The 16,001-nt window shown below is 68.8% G+C and carries 16 protein-coding genes; 7 read left to right on the plus strand and 9 right to left on the minus strand.

The window, feature by feature from the left end; all coding sequences use genetic code 11:
• Window positions 1-34: 34 nt before the first annotated feature.
• Both ACTWQN_RS29205 and ACTWQN_RS29210 read right to left on the minus strand, forming a co-directional pair.
• Window positions 35-502, minus strand: a complete 468-nt coding sequence (locus tag ACTWQN_RS29205; RefSeq protein ID WP_443206815.1) for a hypothetical protein — start codon at window positions 500-502, stop codon at window positions 35-37.
• A gap of 42 nt (window positions 503-544) precedes the next feature.
• Window positions 545-1,945 (minus strand): YibE/F family protein, encoded by a 1,401-nt coding sequence (locus tag ACTWQN_RS29210; RefSeq protein ID WP_443206816.1) that lies wholly within the window; start codon window positions 1,943-1,945, stop codon window positions 545-547.
• A 148-nt stretch (window positions 1,946-2,093) separates the two neighbouring features.
• Between ACTWQN_RS29210 and ACTWQN_RS29215 the strand changes: the two genes are divergently transcribed.
• Window positions 2,094-2,360, plus strand: a complete 267-nt coding sequence (locus ACTWQN_RS29215) for a radical SAM family protein (protein ID WP_443206817.1) — start codon at window positions 2,094-2,096, stop codon at window positions 2,358-2,360.
• 206 nt (window positions 2,361-2,566) lie between these two features.
• Here the strand turns inward: ACTWQN_RS29215 and ACTWQN_RS29220 are convergent, their stop codons facing one another.
• Window positions 2,567-3,025 (minus strand): dihydrofolate reductase, encoded by a 459-nt coding sequence (locus ACTWQN_RS29220; protein WP_443206818.1) that lies wholly within the window; start codon window positions 3,023-3,025, stop codon window positions 2,567-2,569.
• On the minus strand, window positions 3,022-3,819 hold the full coding sequence (locus ACTWQN_RS29225; RefSeq protein ID WP_443206819.1) for a thymidylate synthase: 798 nt from the start codon (window positions 3,817-3,819) through the stop codon (window positions 3,022-3,024). The genes ACTWQN_RS29220 and ACTWQN_RS29225 overlap by 4 nt, the downstream gene beginning before the upstream one ends.
• 67 nt (window positions 3,820-3,886) lie before the next feature.
• Here ACTWQN_RS29225 and ACTWQN_RS29230 point away from each other — a divergent pair, with 67 nt between their 5' ends.
• On the plus strand, window positions 3,887-4,981 hold the full coding sequence (locus tag ACTWQN_RS29230) for an Rv2578c family radical SAM protein (RefSeq protein WP_443206820.1): 1,095 nt from the start codon (window positions 3,887-3,889) through the stop codon (window positions 4,979-4,981).
• A 198-nt stretch (window positions 4,982-5,179) separates the two neighbouring features.
• Here ACTWQN_RS29230 and ACTWQN_RS29235 read toward each other — a convergent pair whose 3' ends face one another.
• Window positions 5,180-5,401: a hypothetical protein gene (locus tag ACTWQN_RS29235; protein WP_443206821.1), complete on the minus strand. Its 222-nt coding sequence runs from the start codon at window positions 5,399-5,401 to the stop codon at window positions 5,180-5,182.
• Between the two features lie 57 nt (window positions 5,402-5,458).
• Entirely contained in the window at window positions 5,459-6,688 is a 1,230-nt protein-coding gene (locus ACTWQN_RS29240) for a phage minor capsid protein (RefSeq protein WP_443206822.1), read from the minus strand.
• 134 nt (window positions 6,689-6,822) lie between these two features.
• Between ACTWQN_RS29240 and ACTWQN_RS29245 the strand changes: the two genes are divergently transcribed.
• Complete coding sequence (locus ACTWQN_RS29245; RefSeq protein WP_443206823.1) at window positions 6,823-7,608, plus strand: alpha/beta fold hydrolase; 786 nt, start codon at window positions 6,823-6,825, stop codon at window positions 7,606-7,608.
• Between the two features lie 150 nt (window positions 7,609-7,758).
• Here ACTWQN_RS29245 and ACTWQN_RS29250 read toward each other — a convergent pair whose 3' ends face one another.
• Together ACTWQN_RS29250 and ACTWQN_RS29255 are read right to left on the minus strand one after the other, a co-directional pair.
• Window positions 7,759-8,763 carry a helix-turn-helix domain-containing protein gene (locus ACTWQN_RS29250; RefSeq protein WP_443206824.1) on the minus strand — a complete coding sequence of 335 codons (1,005 nt, stop codon included), beginning with the start codon at window positions 8,761-8,763 and terminating at the stop codon, window positions 7,759-7,761.
• Window positions 8,764-8,832: 69 nt separating this feature from the next.
• Entirely contained in the window at window positions 8,833-9,543 is a 711-nt protein-coding gene (locus tag ACTWQN_RS29255) for a hypothetical protein (RefSeq protein ID WP_443206825.1), read from the minus strand.
• 130 nt (window positions 9,544-9,673) lie between these two features.
• Here ACTWQN_RS29255 and ACTWQN_RS29260 point away from each other — a divergent pair, with 130 nt between their 5' ends.
• Window positions 9,674-9,904 carry a hypothetical protein gene (locus ACTWQN_RS29260; RefSeq protein WP_443206826.1) on the plus strand — a complete coding sequence of 77 codons (231 nt, stop codon included), beginning with the start codon at window positions 9,674-9,676 and terminating at the stop codon, window positions 9,902-9,904.
• Between the two features lie 256 nt (window positions 9,905-10,160).
• On the opposite strand, the gene ACTWQN_RS29265 is transcribed toward ACTWQN_RS29260, so the two are convergent.
• On the minus strand, window positions 10,161-11,204 hold the full coding sequence (locus ACTWQN_RS29265; RefSeq protein ID WP_443206827.1) for a hypothetical protein: 1,044 nt from the start codon (window positions 11,202-11,204) through the stop codon (window positions 10,161-10,163).
• Window positions 11,205-11,696: 492 nt separating this feature from the next.
• On the opposite strand from ACTWQN_RS29265, the gene aspS reads away from it, so the two are divergent.
• The 3 genes from aspS to ACTWQN_RS29280 all read left to right on the plus strand — a co-directional run bounded on the left by aspS (window position 11,697) and on the right by ACTWQN_RS29280 (window position 15,896).
• Complete coding sequence (gene aspS / locus ACTWQN_RS29270) at window positions 11,697-13,517, plus strand: aspartate--tRNA ligase (protein ID WP_443206828.1); 1,821 nt, start codon at window positions 11,697-11,699, stop codon at window positions 13,515-13,517.
• An 18-nt stretch (window positions 13,518-13,535) separates the two neighbouring features.
• Window positions 13,536-14,477 (plus strand): DUF389 domain-containing protein, encoded by a 942-nt coding sequence (locus ACTWQN_RS29275; protein WP_443206829.1) that lies wholly within the window; start codon window positions 13,536-13,538, stop codon window positions 14,475-14,477.
• Between the two features lie 207 nt (window positions 14,478-14,684).
• The gene (locus ACTWQN_RS29280; RefSeq protein WP_443206830.1) at window positions 14,685-15,896 is read left to right on the plus strand and encodes a phosphotransferase family protein; all 1,212 of its coding nucleotides are present in this window, start codon (window positions 14,685-14,687) and stop codon (window positions 15,894-15,896) included.
• Window positions 15,897-16,001 lie beyond the last annotated feature (105 nt).

The following is a 16,001-nucleotide window of genomic DNA, read 5'->3' on the forward strand; positions in this document are numbered from 1 at the left end:
CGGGTCATTGGACACCGGGTCATTGGACACCGGGTCACTGATCGGCGCGGCGGCGCCGTTCCGGTAGCCGGTCCACCAGCCGACCGACGCGTTCGGTGGTGGTCTGCAGCGGACCGATCGCGCCCGCCAGCACGCGGATCGAGCGGTCCAGCGCAGCGGTGGTCTTCGCCAGGTCCTGGATTTCCGGCTCCAGCGCGCGCAGGTCGCAAGCCAGCGCCACGACCTGCTCGTGCAGCACGCGGAGCTGGTCCAGGGTGGGGGCGAGGTGCTCGGCGCCGTGGGCGATCTCGTCGAGCGCGTCGCGGGTATCCGCGAGCGCCGCGAGCGAATCGGCCGCCGGTGCGAGCCGGTCCAGGGCCACGACCAGTCTGGGCAACGCGTGGATCGCGGCGAGCACGGCGCCGGTTTCGCGGATCACCAGGCCCCCGACGAAGACCAGACCGCCCAGCAACCGACCGGGGACGCCGAGCACGCTGCCGACATCGGGTAACGGCATTCGCATGGTCGACAGTCTGCTGCACGACGACCCCGCCGAACAGCCCGATCAGCGACTGGACTTGCGCCCCGGCGGACGCCTGCGCACCGTCGGAGCTTCCGAGCCGGTGGCGGCTGCCCGGCCGACCCGGTCCGCGACCGAGCTTCCGCCGCGCCGGATGACCCGCGCGGGTTCCCGGCTCGCCACCGCGGCGGCGATCGCGGTCGTGATCGGCACCGCGGCGACCAGGCCGATGCTGCCGACCAGGGTGCGCACCACTTCCTGCGCCACCGCCTGCGAACTCACGATCTGCCCGAAGGTCCGGCCGGAGAGGGTGTAGGCGAGCAGCATCGGCAGCGCCGCGCCCGCGTACGCCAGGACCAGGGTGTTGACCGCCGAGGACACGTGATCGCGGCCGATGCGCAGCCCCGCGGAGTAGAGCTGCCGCCAGGACAGCGCCGGGTTGGCCCTGCGCAGCTCCCACACCGCACTGGTCTGGGTCACCGTCACGTCGTCGAGCACGCCGAGCGCGCCGATCACGATCCCGGCCAGCAGCAGGCCGCGCGCGTCGATCGGAGCGCCCAGCACGCCCATCAGGCTGGCGGTGTCCTCGTCCAGCCCGGTCAGGCTGGTGGCCGCCGAGAAGACCGCGCTGAGCAGGCCGATCAGCGCGAGGCTGAGCAGGGTGCCGAGCACCGCGGTCGAAGTCCGGGCGGAGAATCCGTGCGTCAGGTAGAGCACCACGAACATGATCAGCCCGGCGCCCACGATGGCCACCAGCAGCGGGTCCTCGCCCGCGAGGATGGCGGGCAGCACGAAGCCGATCAGCACGGCGAGGCTGATCCCGAGGGCGATCAGCGCCGCGAAGCCCTGCCAGCGACCGAGCACGATCACCGCCGCGGCGAACACCAGCGCCAGGACGAGCAGCGGGGTGCCGCGCTGGAAGTCGACGACCTGGTAGGCGGTCGGGTCGGCGGCATCGGATCCCGAGTAGCTGAGGACCACCTGATCACCGACGGCGAAGCGCGGGCTGCCGGGGTCGGTCGGCACCACCTGCTGGATGGTCTGGCCCGGTCGCGGGCCGTCCTGCATCCGCACCCCGAGGTGCACGCAGCCGCCCTGCTCGGTCGAGTCCTGGGTGCACGATCCGGCGACGGCGGAGACGACCTCGGCGTTCACCGGGTACTGGCCGAAGCCGAGATCGGTGCCGGTGCGCTGGTGGTGGCCGAACGGGTAGAGCAGCAGGACACCGACTACGGCGGCCAGCGCGAAGGGCACCAGCGCCACCGCGAGCACTCGTTTGACCTGCTTGGATGCCGGTTCGGTCGGGCCGTGCCCGTGGCCGTGCCCGTGTCCGTGGTGCGGCGGGTGATCCGGGTTCGCCTGGTCGGGGTCCGCTGCCCGGCGGTGGCGAGCCCGGTGGCCACCGCCGGGTTCACGGGGTTCGGCGGCGGAAGGGCGGTCGGTCACCGCGCAATTATGCGTACTGCCCACCCGATATCCCCCGCAGAGGGTGCACTCAGGTGACCAGACGCACCCCTGTCGCCGGTTTTCCACGATAGGTGGACGTTGGGTTTTGTTGCTCGACATGATCTCGAAAATGTGTTCGAATCGAATCATGAGATGGGAACAGCAACGGATCACCCCACCCGCCGGGAAAGTGCCGGAACTGCCGCTCGCGCTGCCGGAGCAACCGGCGCGGACCGGTGGGCGCGCGGGTCTGCGCCTACCGGATCCGGTGCCGATCGAGGCTGGCACGGCCGAGGCCTACGCGATCGAGATCCAGGCGAAATCGATCATCAACCGGGTACCCGGACAGTCGAAGGTGCCTTTCGCGTGGACCATCAACCCCTATCGGGGCTGCGGCCACGCCTGCCGGTACTGACGCCAGCTACCCAGTTGAGATTGGTGCATAACGCTACTCACGCTGCCTATCCGATCGAGCCTAGAAGTACGGCTACTGCCGACAATTCCGGGCGGCGCGAGCTTCTGCCCACCGGACTTTGCCCACCGCCAGGCTGACCCAGACTGGTGGTCCTCACGTTCAGCCGCCTTACCCCAGACCGGTGATTCCCAGCCCAGTCGCTGAACTCAGTTCCAGGTCAGGAATCGGTAGTGCAGCCCGGTCGACGACTCCTGCCACGGCCCAACGGAGTCCGGTGAGCGCCCCACGTCCGGCGCGTGCGTGTCACCTTCGAAGAACTCCCGGATCTCGGTGACCACGATCCGGTCCGCGAACGGTAGCGCCGCCCGATACACCGCCGCGCCGCCGATCACCCACACGTCCCCGGACACCGCGGCGAGCGCCTGCGGTGGTGCGGGGAACGTCTCCACGCCCTCCTGCGGCGTGCGCGACAGCACAAGATTGCGCCTGCCCGGCAGCGGCCGGAACCGCGGCGGCAGCGACTCCCATGTGCGGCGGCCCATGAGCACGGTCGCGCCCGCGGTCAGGGAGCGGAAGTGCTTCAGGTCCTCCGGCAGGTGCCACGGCAGCGTGCCGTCGCGGCCGATGACGCCGTTCGCCGACTGCGCCCAGACGAGCCCGATCACACCGCCACCGGTGCCTTGATGCCGGGGTGCGGGTCGTAGCCGTCGAACGCGATGTGCTCGTAGGTGTAGTCGAACAGGCTGTCCGCCGGCCTCAGGCTCAGCGTGGGGAACGGCCGCGCCTCGCGTGCGAGCTGCGTGCGAACCTGGTCCTCGTGGTTGTCGTAGATGTGACAGTCGCCTCCGGTCCAGACGAAGTCACCGACGCCGAGGCCCACCTGCTCGGCGATCATGTGCGTCAGCAGCGCGTAGCTCGCGATGTTGAACGGCACGCCGAGGAACAGGTCCGCACTGCGCTGGTACAGCTGGCAGGAGAGCTTGCCGTCGGCGACGTAGAACTGGAAGAACGCGTGGCACGGCGGCAGCGCCATCCGCGGGATGTCGGCGACGTTCCACGCGGACACGATGATCCGCCGAGAGTCGGGGTTCTCACGCAGCGTGCGCAGCACCTCGCTGATCTGGTCAACGTGGCCGCCGTCCGGGGTCGGCCACGACCGCCACTGCACGCCGTAGATCGGGCCGAGATCACCATCCGGCGCCGCCCACTCGTCCCAGATCGTGACGCCGTTCTCCCGCAGCCACGTGACGTTCGCGTCGCCGCGCAGGAACCACAGCAGCTCATACGCGATCGAGCGAAAGTGGACCTTCTTCGTCGTGATCAACGGAAAGCCGTCGGACAGCGGGTAGCGCAGCTGGTGACCGAAGATCGACCGCGTGCCCGTGCCGGTGCGGTCCTCCTTGCGGGCCCCCGTGTCGAGCACGTGGCGGAGCAGGTCTTCGTACTGCGTGTCTGGCATGCCCGCGAGCCTAGTAGAAGTGACGCATCGGCTGGACACAGAATCGAATTAATGTTCGAATGGTGTCATGCGGTGGGAACGTCAGCGGGTGGTGCCGCCGAAAGGGGACGCGAGCGCCCCGGAGCTTCCTCTGGGCTTGCCCGAAGGCGCCCGTAGTTCGTCGGAGCAGCGTCCGCGGGCTGGCCTGCGCCTGCCGGATCCGGTGCCGATCGAAGCAGGCACGGAAGAGGCATACGCGATCGAGATCCACGCGAAGTCGATCATCAACCGGGTGCCGGGGGAGTCGCAGGTGCCGTTTCGTTGGACGGTGAATCCATACAGAGGATGCACCCATTCTTGCATTTATTGTTTTGCCCGCCGGACTCACACGTATTTGGACTTGGACGCGGGGCACGACTTCGACAGCAAGATTGTCGTCAAGGTCAACGCCGGGGCGTTGCTGCGCAAGGAGTTGGCCAGCCCGCGTTGGACCGGTGAGGCGATCGCGATGGGCACGAACACGGACCCGTACCAGCGCGCCGAGGGGCGCTACCGGCTGACGCGGGAGATCATCGCGGCGCTGCGGGATCGCGCCAACCCGTTCTCGATCCTGACCAAGGGGACGCTGATCCTGCGGGACTTGGATCTGATTACGGAGGCTGCGCAGCGGGCCAGGGTCTCGGTGGCGGTGTCGGTGGGGTCGGTCGATGAGGGTTTGTGGCGGGCAGTGGAGCCGGGGGCGCCATCGCCGCTGCGTCGTCTCGACGTTGTGCGACGGTTTGCCGAGGCGGGCATCGGGTGCTCGGTCTTGATGGCGCCGATCCTGCCCGGACTCAGCGACTCGTCAGCCGAGATTGATCGTACGGTGGCGGCGATCGCCGAGGCGGGGGCGACGAGCCTGATGCCCATAGTGCTGCATCTGCGTCCGGGTGCGCGTGAGTGGTACCACGAGTGGCTCCGCAGTCAGCGGCCCGAACTGCTGCCGTTGTATGAGCGGCTTTACCGCCGCGGCGCGTATACCCCGAAGTCGTATCAGCGGGAAGTCGCACATCGGGTGGAGGAGGCCAAGCGTCGTCATGGGTTGGCGCACCCGCAGCGACCGGAGAACTTCCGCACACAGCAGCATGATCCGCCGCAGTCCGATGCGGACCGGGATCGGGAGCGCCAGCTCACTCTGTTGTGACGCGGGGTCGACGAGCTCCGCGACCGTCAAGGCGAGCGGCGTCGCCGCCTGCAGTGGAATCAGAATCCCCGGCACCCGCCTGGTAGTCGTGCTGCCGGGCGCGCGCTGGCATGTATGGCAATACTGATGCCAGCTACCCAAAAGCGAGAAGCGCCCGTCCGGCATGACACATACCGGGCGGGCGCTTCTCGCTGATTACTACTCGTCCCGCTGCTTGGCGTTGGTGCGTGCGGAGGCGTTCTCAGCGCGCAGCTTGCGCACCATCTTCGCCAGCGCAGCCGAATCGAGCGACGCAAGTTCGTCGCCGTCCGCAGGGGTACCCACATTCTGGGTACCCTCTGGCTCCTGCCCGGCGTCGGTCTCGACTGCGGCGGGCGCGTCGGCCGGTGTCTCGGGAACGGTTGTGGCGTTTTCGGACATGCGGGAACCTCCTGGGTTTCCGGGAAAGTGCGCCCGACACCTGGCCGGGCAGTGGGGTTACAGGTCAAGCGGCGGCTGCATGGCGCGGCCGACGGAACCGGTTGGCCGGGTGGACTCGATGGCGATGTTTCCGGCGCCCGGACGTTCCCGGTACCGCAGCCGCTTCAGCTCCGGGTGCTCGGCGAGGAAGGCGCGCAGCACGGCCTGCCACTGGCGTGCCTTGCGCCGTGCGGATCGGATCGACTCGTCGTCCAGGGCCAGCAGCTCTCGGGAGTTGTACTTGCGGATGGTGCGTTCGATCTGCCGCTGTCGTTGGCGTGCTCGGTCTCCGGCACGGTCGGCCGTTGGCTGCGCTGGTAGTCGGGTCACGCCCGGCAGGTACGCGGAGACGCTGTGGCGGCAGTTCGGGTGAAACAACCCGGCCAACTGCGCGCCTGCCAACGTGTCGACGATTTCGACCGTGACGGGTTCGTCGGTGATCTGGTGCGGCACCTGCACCTCACCGGTCGGACCGGGCGTCGTGCGCAAGATCCGGCCTTCGAACGGGCGGCACAAGGCGCATTCCTGCGGCGCATTGGACACGTACACCAGCGGCACACCAGCAGCGGCCAACCGGTCGGTCTGCGCCCGCACCGCGGCTCGCTGGGCGACGGTGCGGGTGGCCATCTCGACGTAGGACGACAGCCGCCACCGGCGCCCCGACCGGTCCGTGAAACCAGCAATGCCACGGTCGATGAACCGTTGCCACGCGGATTGTGCGGTTTGGCGGCGGGTTTGGACGCCGGTGACGATGCGTGCGGTGGCGGCGGTGATCACGGCTCGGTAGGCGTCGAGTACGTCGCGCAGGATGTTGCGGGAGCGTTCGCCGACGTCGGTGTGCACGGCTGCCGCGAGGGATTCGACCGCGGCGAAGCCGGGCACCTCCTCGGCGGCGGACCGTGCCTGCTCGGACAGCCCGGAGCGCGGGAACCAGCGTGCGGCCAGCTCGTCGAGTGCGGAGCGCCACCCGGCCCGCCACGCATCCGCCGCCGCCCGGCGGAAGGCATCCGACGAATCCGCTTGCAGCGCGGCGATGATCGCCGACGCCGAGCGGCGTAGTGCCTGCACGGCGGCCAACTTCCGTTCGGCCCACACCGGCGCCGGTAGGTCGGCGTCTAGGTCGCCTTCGAGGTGGCGGGCGATGAGTTGGGCGAGGGCGGTTTCGGCTTCGCGGTAGAGGGCGGCGACGGTGGCGGCGATCCTGTCCAATTCGTCAGGTTTCACCGCCACCGCCACCGCACCCACCACCCATCACCCCTGGACGGGGCGTCTACTCATCGGCCGACTCGATGGTGGTGTTGTTCGTCACGGGGAGATCGAAGCTGCCTTGTGAGTACAGTTGTCGCCCGGTTCGATGAGCGAATCGACGGCGAGGAGTGGCAGTGCCCATCGCGCGCAGCAACGGATTCAAGATCGCGTACGAAGTCGTCGGGGACGGGCCCCCGTTGGTCTTGCATCCGGGCATGTTCCAGATCGGCGAGCACTGGAGCCGAGCCGGTTACACCTCGACGCTGGCGGCCACCCATACGGTGATTGCCGTCGACCCACTGGGCTTGGGCGCCAGCGACGCTCCGCAGGACCCGGCCGCCTACTCGTTGGCGCGACGCGCCGATTACGTCACAGCCGTACTCGATGATTTCGGCGCGGACAGGGCGGCCTTTTGGGGTTACTCGCTGGGGGCTCTGACGGGCTACGCCGTTGCGGTGCACGCCCCCGAGCGGCTTACTCGGCTGGTCGCCGGTGGCTTCGACCCGATCAACGGGTTCCGCTCGGCGGTCGAGGCGATGCTCCGGCAGCTCGGTCTGCCAGCCGACACCGAGCCCTGGCCGTTGATGGAACAGGGAGCCAGGGCCAATTCCGAGTTGGCCGCCGTGATCGATGCCGTGGGCCCGGCGGCTCTCCGTGCGAACTTCGAGGCGTTCTTGCACGAGCCTGGGGTGCACGTCGAACTGGAGGACACCGGCGTTCCGATGCTCATGTACGCGGGTACTGCCGACCCCTGGCACGACCCGATGCGAACCTTCGCCGACCGAGCCGGAACGAGCTTCTTCTCCCTTCCCGATGCCGACCATGTGGGCGGCTGGCGCAGCTCCGCCGATGTGCTTGCCCGCGTGCTGCCATTCCTGGCAGGTAGCCTTCAAACGCCGCCTGGGTCTCGCTCGCGCTAAGGCCGTCGAAGCGCCGGATTTCAGGCCAGGGCATAGGGTTCTCCTACTCGCCGACTAACGGAACGCCGGTCGCCGCGGTTTCGCTCAGGAACTCGCGGGGGTCGGGCAGCGTGGCGCCGGATTCGGCGCGGATGCGTTCGACTTCTGCGTTCACCGCGGGGTCGTCCCAGTCGGGATGGACCATGCGGACCCGTACCTCGGTCGAGGCGGCTTCGGCGCGTAGAGCGACTGCGCGGTGCGCGCCAACGCTTCCGGGTCGGGCTGTGCCCGGTCGGGGAACTCGACCGTCGGGAGCTCGCCGCCGGAACCGGGGCTGCGGAACACAGCCTGGTCGACGTCGAGCAACGCCGCGGTGATCCGCGCGAGTCCAGCGGCCCAGTATCGGGCCTTCTTGTTGCGGGTGCGCTCCGAGATCCGCTCACGGGCGGCGATCTCGGTTGCGGTCACCGGCGCTCCACCGTCTTGGTCGCCGAACGTTGCCGGGCTGTACCCGGCCGTGCGCAGCGCCGTGCGGATGAGGTCTTGCGCGCTGTCGCGGTGCTCGGCTACCCGGATGGCGAACTGGTTGGCGGTGATGCCATTGTCGCTGTCGGCTCGGCCGAGCGTGTTCACGGGCGTGAACAACTCCCGGTCGTCATCGAACGACGCGCCTTGGCCCGGTCCGTTGTTCTCCAGGTAGGACTCGGGCACGATCAGCCGGGCTTTCGCCAGGCGGATGTCCCGCATCCAGCTCGAATACGTTTCGTCGAGCGCGTCAAGCACACCCTCAATGCCGTCAAAGTCGCTGCGGCCCAGCGGGGCCAGCTGCGGAACCGCGCGCCACGCTCGGGACGGGCGCACGTTCGGCACATACTGCGCGGTCAACCGGGCGGTGCCGGTCGAGATCGACGAATCCGCGTCGACCAGTTCGGCGGCCCACGCGGTGGCCGGATGCGCGATCTCGACGCGGCGGGCCTTGTTGTCGGCGGCCTTCGCGGCGGATGCTGCGGCGGTGGCCGACCGGTCGAACGCCAACCCGAGTTCGCGGGCGATGGTGCTGATGGTGCCAGGCGAGCGACCCATGATTTTTGCGATGGCGTTTCGGGTCTTGCCCTGCGCGTGCAGTTCGCGGACGCGCTCGCGTTCCTGCTCGGTGACCGGGCGGGAGGCGGTCATCAGGTCACCTCCCCGGTGCGGTCATCCAGACGTCACTCGTGGGCGGAGGTTCTTACCGTGGAGAGGACCTCAGTTGATGGCGAGATCAATCGCCACCGAGATGGCCACGATGCCTACGAGGGTCGCGAGAACCACTAACAAGGCCGTGATGCGCCTGTGCGCGATTTCTTCTTGCTCCGCCTTTCGTCTCTCTTGCTCTGCCTGCAATCTCTCCTCGGCGTCCCACTCTTCCTGCATCTTTGCCATATATCGGGCACGGAAGGCTGCTTCTTCGGGGCTTTTTGGGGGGTTCAGGTTCACGTTCCCGTAAACGTGGCCGAATTGGCCTACAGGCCCTTCGAAGTGTCCGCCTGAGATTTCGTTGTTGATCCCGATCTTGTCGGGAGCGTCGTCTTCCCGGTGCCGCTCGTGGCTGTCGTCTTGTCGGTGCCCCATGAGCAGGAGGATACGAAAGATGTAGGCAGGCGGGGACGGAAACGGTGGGCAAGGTGCTGTGCGAGGGTGGCGGGGGTGTCTCCGTGGATGATCTCGGTTGTGACGGGGCGGTGTCAACTGTGGACGGCGTTTACGGGTGGGGATCGTGGCGAGGGTCGCGGCGCACTGCTCGGCGTCGTACAGGGCGCGGCCGTCGTCGGCGTGGCCGGCGATGGGGCAGCGGGCGCGGATGGTGTGCGGCGATCGGCCGGTGAGTGTGGCGAGGCTCGCGCGGTCGACCAGGGCGCGGCCGTCGGCGAGGTAGCGCACGATCGGTCCTCGGGTCACGGCGCCGACTTCAGGCATTCCGGGCAGTCGACCTCTTGCTCTCGCTGTCCAGGACGAACCGGTGCGCCCGTCGACCGCACCCGGTCATCAACTGGACCATCGGCCCCGGGTTGTCCGCTGCGAACAGGCGGTGGGTCAGGTCGCTTGGATGCGGGCGCCCGCCGATGGTTTGGGGGCATTTGGTGGTCCCGCCAGGTTGTACCGGGAGGGCTCCTACCTGCCGAAGTCCTATCAGCGGGAGGTGCTCGACCTGGTGGCGGAGGCGAAGCGCCGCCACGGGATCGGATCGTCCCGGATGCCGCAGTTCCGCGACGTCGAGGCCGGTTCCGCGCGGTCCACCGCCGAGGAGGAGGAAGTGCGTCAGCTCAGCCTGCTGTGAGCCAGGCAGAGGCGGAGACCCCCGGCAGAGGCGGAGACTGGTGCGTAGAAGGTGGTTCGGGAAATGCACATCATTTTCGATTGGTTTAAGACAATGGTAAGGAAAACGATGTCTCAACAGTGTCGGAACGTGACGGCTGGTTTCTGGAATGTAAAAGCACCAGCGGCCTCGTTCGCAGTTCAACGTTTGGTGAGAAGGGCGCCGATTTCCGGTTACCTTCCGTACTGTCGCTCGACCTGCGCGTCCCTGGAATGGGTCAACGCGTTGTGGTGCGCGAAGACGTGCTGGAACCCAGCTGTTCCTCGGGCTGCCACCGGACGCCGAAGACGCCCATGCCGAAGTCCAGCGCCACCGCGTGGGTGCGGCCGAACTGGTCCACCGTCAGGTGCTTCGGCGGCTCCACCTCCTGCGTCGTGGAATCCCCGACGTAGCTCTCGCACCTGGTCGGCGGGTGTGCGGGGTCGAACTGCAGCTCGACCACGTACTGCCGCACGGGTAGCCGGAACAATCGGCAGAAGCTGTGCTCGACCTCGTTCGGTCCGGTTGGGGGGTCGATGATCTCGTACTCCAGCAGCAGCGTCTCACCGCGCGCCAGCGCCCGGTCGAACAGCAGCTCCGCCACCACCAGGTCGCGGGCGTGATCGGTGAGCACCTGGCCGAGTCGGCAGGACCGGATCGGGCGGATGATCGGCGGGGTTTCGCTGGACGAGGCGCCGTCGAACATGATCACCCAGCGGTCGACGCCGTTGGTTTCGGCCCGGACCAGTTTGCGGGTGCGGATTTTGCGCAGTTCACCGCGCTGGTCGACGTGCACCACGTCGTGGTGGCTGAGCCGGGCGAGCTTGCTGTCGTGACTGGTGTCGATCTTGGTGAGCAGTTCGGCGGCCGACTCGTTCTCCGACCACAGCGCGCTCAGCGGCGGCGCTTCGGCCGGGGCCTGCCGGGTGCGGCCGCGAGGTCGGGGTGGTCCCAGCAGCGCCGACAGCGAACTCTCCGGCACGCCCAGGACCTGCTCCAACTGCTGGAGGGCGAGCAGCGAGTCGGGGCGCTCCGGGCGCCGACGTCCGGACTGCCAGTAGCTCAGCGCGGTGATGCTGACCGGGGTGCCGCGGGCGCGCAGCCGGTGCTGGATGCGTTCCAGGCTCAACCGGCTCGCGCGGATCGCGGTGCGCAGGGCGGATTCGAACGGACCGGTCCGGAGTAGTTCGGAGAGTTCGGCCGACAATGCGTTCGCTCCTTGCTGCGCGCTGCGGACGGCCGGGTGGGCGGCCGGGCGAGCCTCGGTTTTCGGGCCGGTCATCGTTACTCCTCGTGTCCGCCGAATTCCGACTTACGCTAATCAGTGGATCTATGTTGTGCAACGACCGAGTTCCGGTATGTGCCTCCAACTAAAGGAGGAACTGGGCTGAACTTCGGGCTGGGAATCAACTCCCAGATGCCGAAACAATGCCGTCACCTGATCGTCGATCGTGCTTGGAATCAGGTGAATTGTGGACCACCCGCGCCGAAATTGGTATCGACCATTTGGCGTCGCTCTGGCGAACGAGCGAACCGGGGCGAGCATCCGCGCTGGTCCGGTGTGCGATCGGGGCGGTCGCGATCACCGGTCGTGCGCTGGGGTGGCGGCCGGACCCGCGGCACCTGCCCGCTGCGGGGCAGTGCCCGTTGGCTAGCCTTGATGTCTCGCTTCCTGGCTGCTGAGCCTGCGTGTCCACCGGGCGCGACGAGCTCGGCGGCAGCAGCATCGTCACACCGCCAAGCGCCGAACAGCGGAAGAAGGAGCTCAGTACCCGTGATGCGCACGCACGAGGCCGGATCGCTTCGCGCCGGTCATGCCGGGCAGACCGTCACCCTCACCGGGTGGGTGGCGCGCCGTCGCGATCACGGCGGGGTCATCTTCATCGATCTGCGCGACGCTTCGGGCGTCGCCCAGGTGGTCTTCCGCGAAGGCGAGATGGCGCAGCGGGCGCACCGGCTGCGCGCCGAGTTCTGCGTCAAGGTGACCGGTGAGGTGATTCGCCGCCCGGCGGGCAACGAGAACCCGGAGATCGCCACCGGCGAGATCGAGGTGACCGCGGGCGAGCTGGAAGTGCTCTCCGAGGCCGCGCCGCTGCCGTTCCCGCTGGACGAGCACCTGGAGGTCGGCGAGGAAGTCCGCCTCAAGCACCGCTACCTGGACCTGCGGCGCGCCGAACCCACGCGGATCATGCGGATGCGCAGCGAGATCAACCGGATCGCCCGGGACGTGCTGCACGGCCGCGACTTCGTCGAGGTCGAAACCCCCACGATGACCCGCTCCACGCCGGAAGGCGCCCGGGACTTCCTGATCCCGGCCCGGCTGCAGCCCGGCAACTGGTACGCGCTGCCGCAGTCGCCGCAGCTGTTCAAGCAGCTGCTGATGGTCGGCGGCCTGGAGCGCTACTTCCAGATCGCGCGCTGCTACCGCGACGAGGACTTCCGCGCCGACCGGCAGCCCGAGTTCACCCAGCTCGACATCGAGATGAGCTTCGTCGAACAGGACGACGTCATCGAGCTCGGCGAGGAGATCCTGGCCGGGCTGTGGAGCAAGCTCGTCGATCACGAGATCCCGCGCCCGATCCCGCGGATGACCTACGCCGAGGCGATGGCCAGGTACGGCACGGACAAGCCGGACCTGCGCTTCGGGCTCGAACTCACCGAGATGACGGAGTACTTCAAGGACACCCCGTTCCGGGTGTTCCAGGCGCCCTACGTCGGCGCGGTCGTGATGCCCGGGGGCGCCGACCAGCCCCGTCGGCAGCTCGACGCCTGGCAGGAGTGGGCCAAGCAGCGCGGCCACAAGGGCCTGGCGTACGTGCTCGTCGGGGCTGATGGCACGCTGTCCGGCCCGGTCGCCAAGAACCTGTCGGACAGCGAGCGCGACGGCCTGGCCAAGGCGGTGGGCGCGGCCGCGGGCGACTGCGTGTTCTTCGCCGCCGGTCCGCGCTCGGCGGCGCGCGGACTGCTCGGCGCGGCCCGGCTGGAGATCGCCGAACGCGGCGGCCTGATCGACCACGACGCCTGGTCGTTCGTGTGGGTCGTGGACGCCCCGATGTTCGAGCCGGTGGACGAGACCGACGACGTCGCGGTCGGCACCGGGCGCTGGACCGCGGTGCACCACCCGTTCACCTCGCCGAACGCCGCCTGGGTCGACACCTTCGACCAGGACCCCGAGCACGCGCTGGCCTGGGCGTACGACATCGTCTGCAACGGCAACGAGATCGGTGGCGGATCGATTCGTATCCACCGCTCCGACATCCAGGAGCGGGTGTTCGAGCTGCTCGGCATCTCGCAGGAGCAGGCGCAGGACAAGTTCGGGTTCCTGCTGGAGGCGTTCAAGTACGGCCCGCCGCCGCACGGCGGTATCGCCTTCGGCTGGGACCGGATCTGCATGCTGCTCGCCGGTGCGGATTCGCTGCGCGACGTGATCGCCTTCCCCAAGAGCGGCGGCGGTTTCGACCCGCTGACCGGGGCGCCCTCGCCGATCACCATCGAGCAGCGCAAGGAAGCCGGGATCGACGCCAAACCGGCGGCCCAGGTCGGCGACCAGAGCATTTCGGTGTTCCCACCCGGAGTGGTGGAGAAGCAGGGCTGAGCGGGAGCGGGACGCCAAGTGCTGCACCTGCGAGTCATCTGCCCGGCCGAGTACACCGATGGCGTGCTGGCCGAGGTCCGGGCGCATCCGGGCGCGGCGCACGTGGTGGTGGTGCGCGGCGGCGCGGTCGATCCGCCGGGTGACCTCGTCGAGGTCGACCTCGCGCGAGAGGCCGCCGACGACGTGCTGTCCGCGATCGGCGCCACCGAGTTGGCCGAGGTCGGCGCGGTGACGATCACCGAGGCGGGCACCACGCTGTCCCAGCGCGCCGAGCGTGCCGAGGAGGCAGCACCCGGCGAGGGTGACGACGCGGTCGTCTGGGACGAGCTGATCGCCCGCACCGGTGAGGAATGTCGGCTCAACGGCACGTTCCTGGCGTTCCTGTCCATCGCCTGCGTGCTCGCGGCGGTCGGCGTGGTGACCAACTCACCGGTGACGATCGTCGGCGCGATGGTGGTCGGGCCCGAGTTCGGGCCGCTGGCCGCCTTGGCCGTCGGGCTGGTGTCCCGCCGCTGGCTGCTGGTGCGGCGGGCCTCGGCGGCGCTGGCGGTCGGCTTCCCGGTGGCCATGGTGGTGACCGCGGCAGCGGCGCTGCTCGGTGAGTGGGGCGGTCTGATCGACCGGCTCGCCTTGCCGCCCGACAGCCAGGTGGCGTTCGTCTACCAAGTCGGCTGGTCGTCACTCATAGTGTCGTTGTTGGCCGGTGCCGCCGGAATGCTGTCACTGACCTCAGCGAAATCGGCGGTGCTGGTCGGTGTGTTCATCTCGGTCACCACGGTGCCCGCCGCGGGCTACGCGGTGGTGGCCGCGACGCTCGGCGACTGGGCCCAGTGCCTGGGCTCGGTCGCGCAGTTGCTGGTCAACCTGGTCGGCATCGTGGTCGCCGCCGCCGCGGTCCTGGTGCTGCGCCGCAGGCGTGCGGGGGCACGCGATCGGGTGCCGACGCGGGAGGTGGTGTGAGATGCGGTTGCGCAATCTTCGCCGCCGTGCAACGTCGCCGACGTTCGATTCCGTCAGCGTCTAGGGGTGTGTTCGGCTCGGGCTCACCGGCGGTGGGAGCGGTGTATTCGGGCGAACACGCTGCGATTACGGGTGTTGACCGGTTGTGTGTCACTTGACCGGTCATGCCCTTTCGGGTTCATGTTGTGGGGGTAGTGTCTGGAGACGATGAGCGTGGAGATCACCACCGGTCCCCCGGAGGTTCGTGTCCCAGCCAGCACGGAGGCGACCGACACCGTCGGGACCGCGGAAGCTGTGCTGAGCAAGCGGACAGGAGCCCCGGTCCGGCTTGCCGATGCGGAGGATCTCGGCGGCAGTGACCGCTCGGTCGTGATGCGGGTGCGGATCGCCGAATCGCCGTTCGAACTGCCTCGGACCGTCGTGGTCAAGCACTACGGAGCGTGCCCGGAGGAGGCTCGCTCGGATCCGTTCGCGCACGAGGCGGCGAGCTGCCAGCTCACCACGGCGCTGCCGCCGGAGGCTCGGGTCGGCCCCGAACTCATCGCGCACGACGCCGCCGCGCGCCTGCTGGTGCTCGAAGACCTCGGACGGGGTTCCACCCTCGCCGACGTGCTGTTCGCCGACGACCCCCGGGTGGCCGAGCGGGCGCTGCTGGCGTGGGCGCGGGCGCTGGGGCGCCTGCACAGCACCACCGCCGGTTGCGAGGCGGACTTCGACGCGCTGATGCGCCGCCTGGGCACGAAGTCGTGGACCGATCCGGTCGCCGACGACATCGTGCGCTCGGTGTCCGAGCTGCCGGAGCTGCTGGCGCAGATCCTCGGGGTGGACACGCCGCCGCTCATGGTCGAGCGGCTGACCAGCGCCAGCGAACTGCTGAAGTCGAGCCGGTACCGGTCTTTCAGCCCGTCGGACATCTGCCCGGACAACAGCTTGGTGACCGGCAACGGGGTGCGGTTCCTGGACTTCGAGTGGGGCTGCGTGCGCGATGTCGCGATGGACGCCGCGTACCTGCAGTACCCGTTCCCGTCCTCGTGGTGCTCGTACGCGCTGCCCGAGAACCTGGCGCAGAGCATGTTGTCGACGTGGCGTTCGGAGATCGCCGAGGTCTGGCCGGAGCTGGACGACGACGAGGTGCTGATGCCCCGGCTGTTCAACGCCCAGCTGCTGTGGGTGTGGGTGTCGACCTGGTGGTTCCTGCCGCGCACCGGCGAAACGGACCGGCCGATCGACCTGCACATGCCCTCGCCGCGTCGCAGCACGGCGCTGGTCGACCGGTGGCGCCACCTGCGCACGGACGCCGAAGAGGCGGGCATGGCCGATGTCGCCGAGTTCGCGAACCAGTTGGTCGACGCGCTGGTGGACCGCTTCGGCGCCGGTGCGCTGCACCTGTTGCCGTACCCGGCCTTCCGAACCTCGTAGCCGCCTCGGCTCAGGGTCCGCGGGGAGCCCGCGGCGGTGCTTCGCGGTCGAGATCGCCTCGGTAATTGTGTTGAACAGTCACGCCTACCGTGCTTGTATCGATAT

Source organism: Saccharopolyspora antiqui, assembly GCF_052246905.1.
In the GTDB taxonomy this organism is placed as follows: domain Bacteria; phylum Actinomycetota; class Actinomycetes; order Mycobacteriales; family Pseudonocardiaceae; genus Saccharopolyspora.

Excerpts from the sequence above, each read along its gene's own strand:
- ACTWQN_RS29215 (WP_443206817.1), top strand. The coding sequence starts at position 2,094 with ATGAGATGGGAACAGCAACGGATCACCCCACCCGCCGGGAAAGTGCCG.
- ACTWQN_RS29280 (WP_443206830.1), top strand. The coding sequence starts at position 14,685 with ATGAGCGTGGAGATCACCACCGGTCCCCCGGAGGTTCGTGTCCCAGCC.
- ACTWQN_RS29230 (WP_443206820.1), top strand. The coding sequence starts at position 3,887 with ATGCGGTGGGAACGTCAGCGGGTGGTGCCGCCGAAAGGGGACGCGAGC.
- ACTWQN_RS29265 (WP_443206827.1), bottom strand. The coding sequence starts at position 11,204 with ATGACCGGCCCGAAAACCGAGGCTCGCCCGGCCGCCCACCCGGCCGTC.
- ACTWQN_RS29235 (WP_443206821.1), bottom strand. The coding sequence starts at position 5,401 with ATGTCCGAAAACGCCACAACCGTTCCCGAGACACCGGCCGACGCGCCC.
- ACTWQN_RS29225 (WP_443206819.1), bottom strand. The coding sequence starts at position 3,819 with ATGCCAGACACGCAGTACGAAGACCTGCTCCGCCACGTGCTCGACACG.
- ACTWQN_RS29205 (WP_443206815.1), bottom strand. The coding sequence starts at position 502 with ATGCGAATGCCGTTACCCGATGTCGGCAGCGTGCTCGGCGTCCCCGGT.
- ACTWQN_RS29255 (WP_443206825.1), bottom strand. The coding sequence starts at position 9,543 with ATGCCTGAAGTCGGCGCCGTGACCCGAGGACCGATCGTGCGCTACCTC.
- ACTWQN_RS29250 (WP_443206824.1), bottom strand. The coding sequence starts at position 8,763 with ATGACCGCCTCCCGCCCGGTCACCGAGCAGGAACGCGAGCGCGTCCGC.
- ACTWQN_RS29260 (WP_443206826.1), top strand. The coding sequence starts at position 9,674 with ATGCGGGCGCCCGCCGATGGTTTGGGGGCATTTGGTGGTCCCGCCAGG.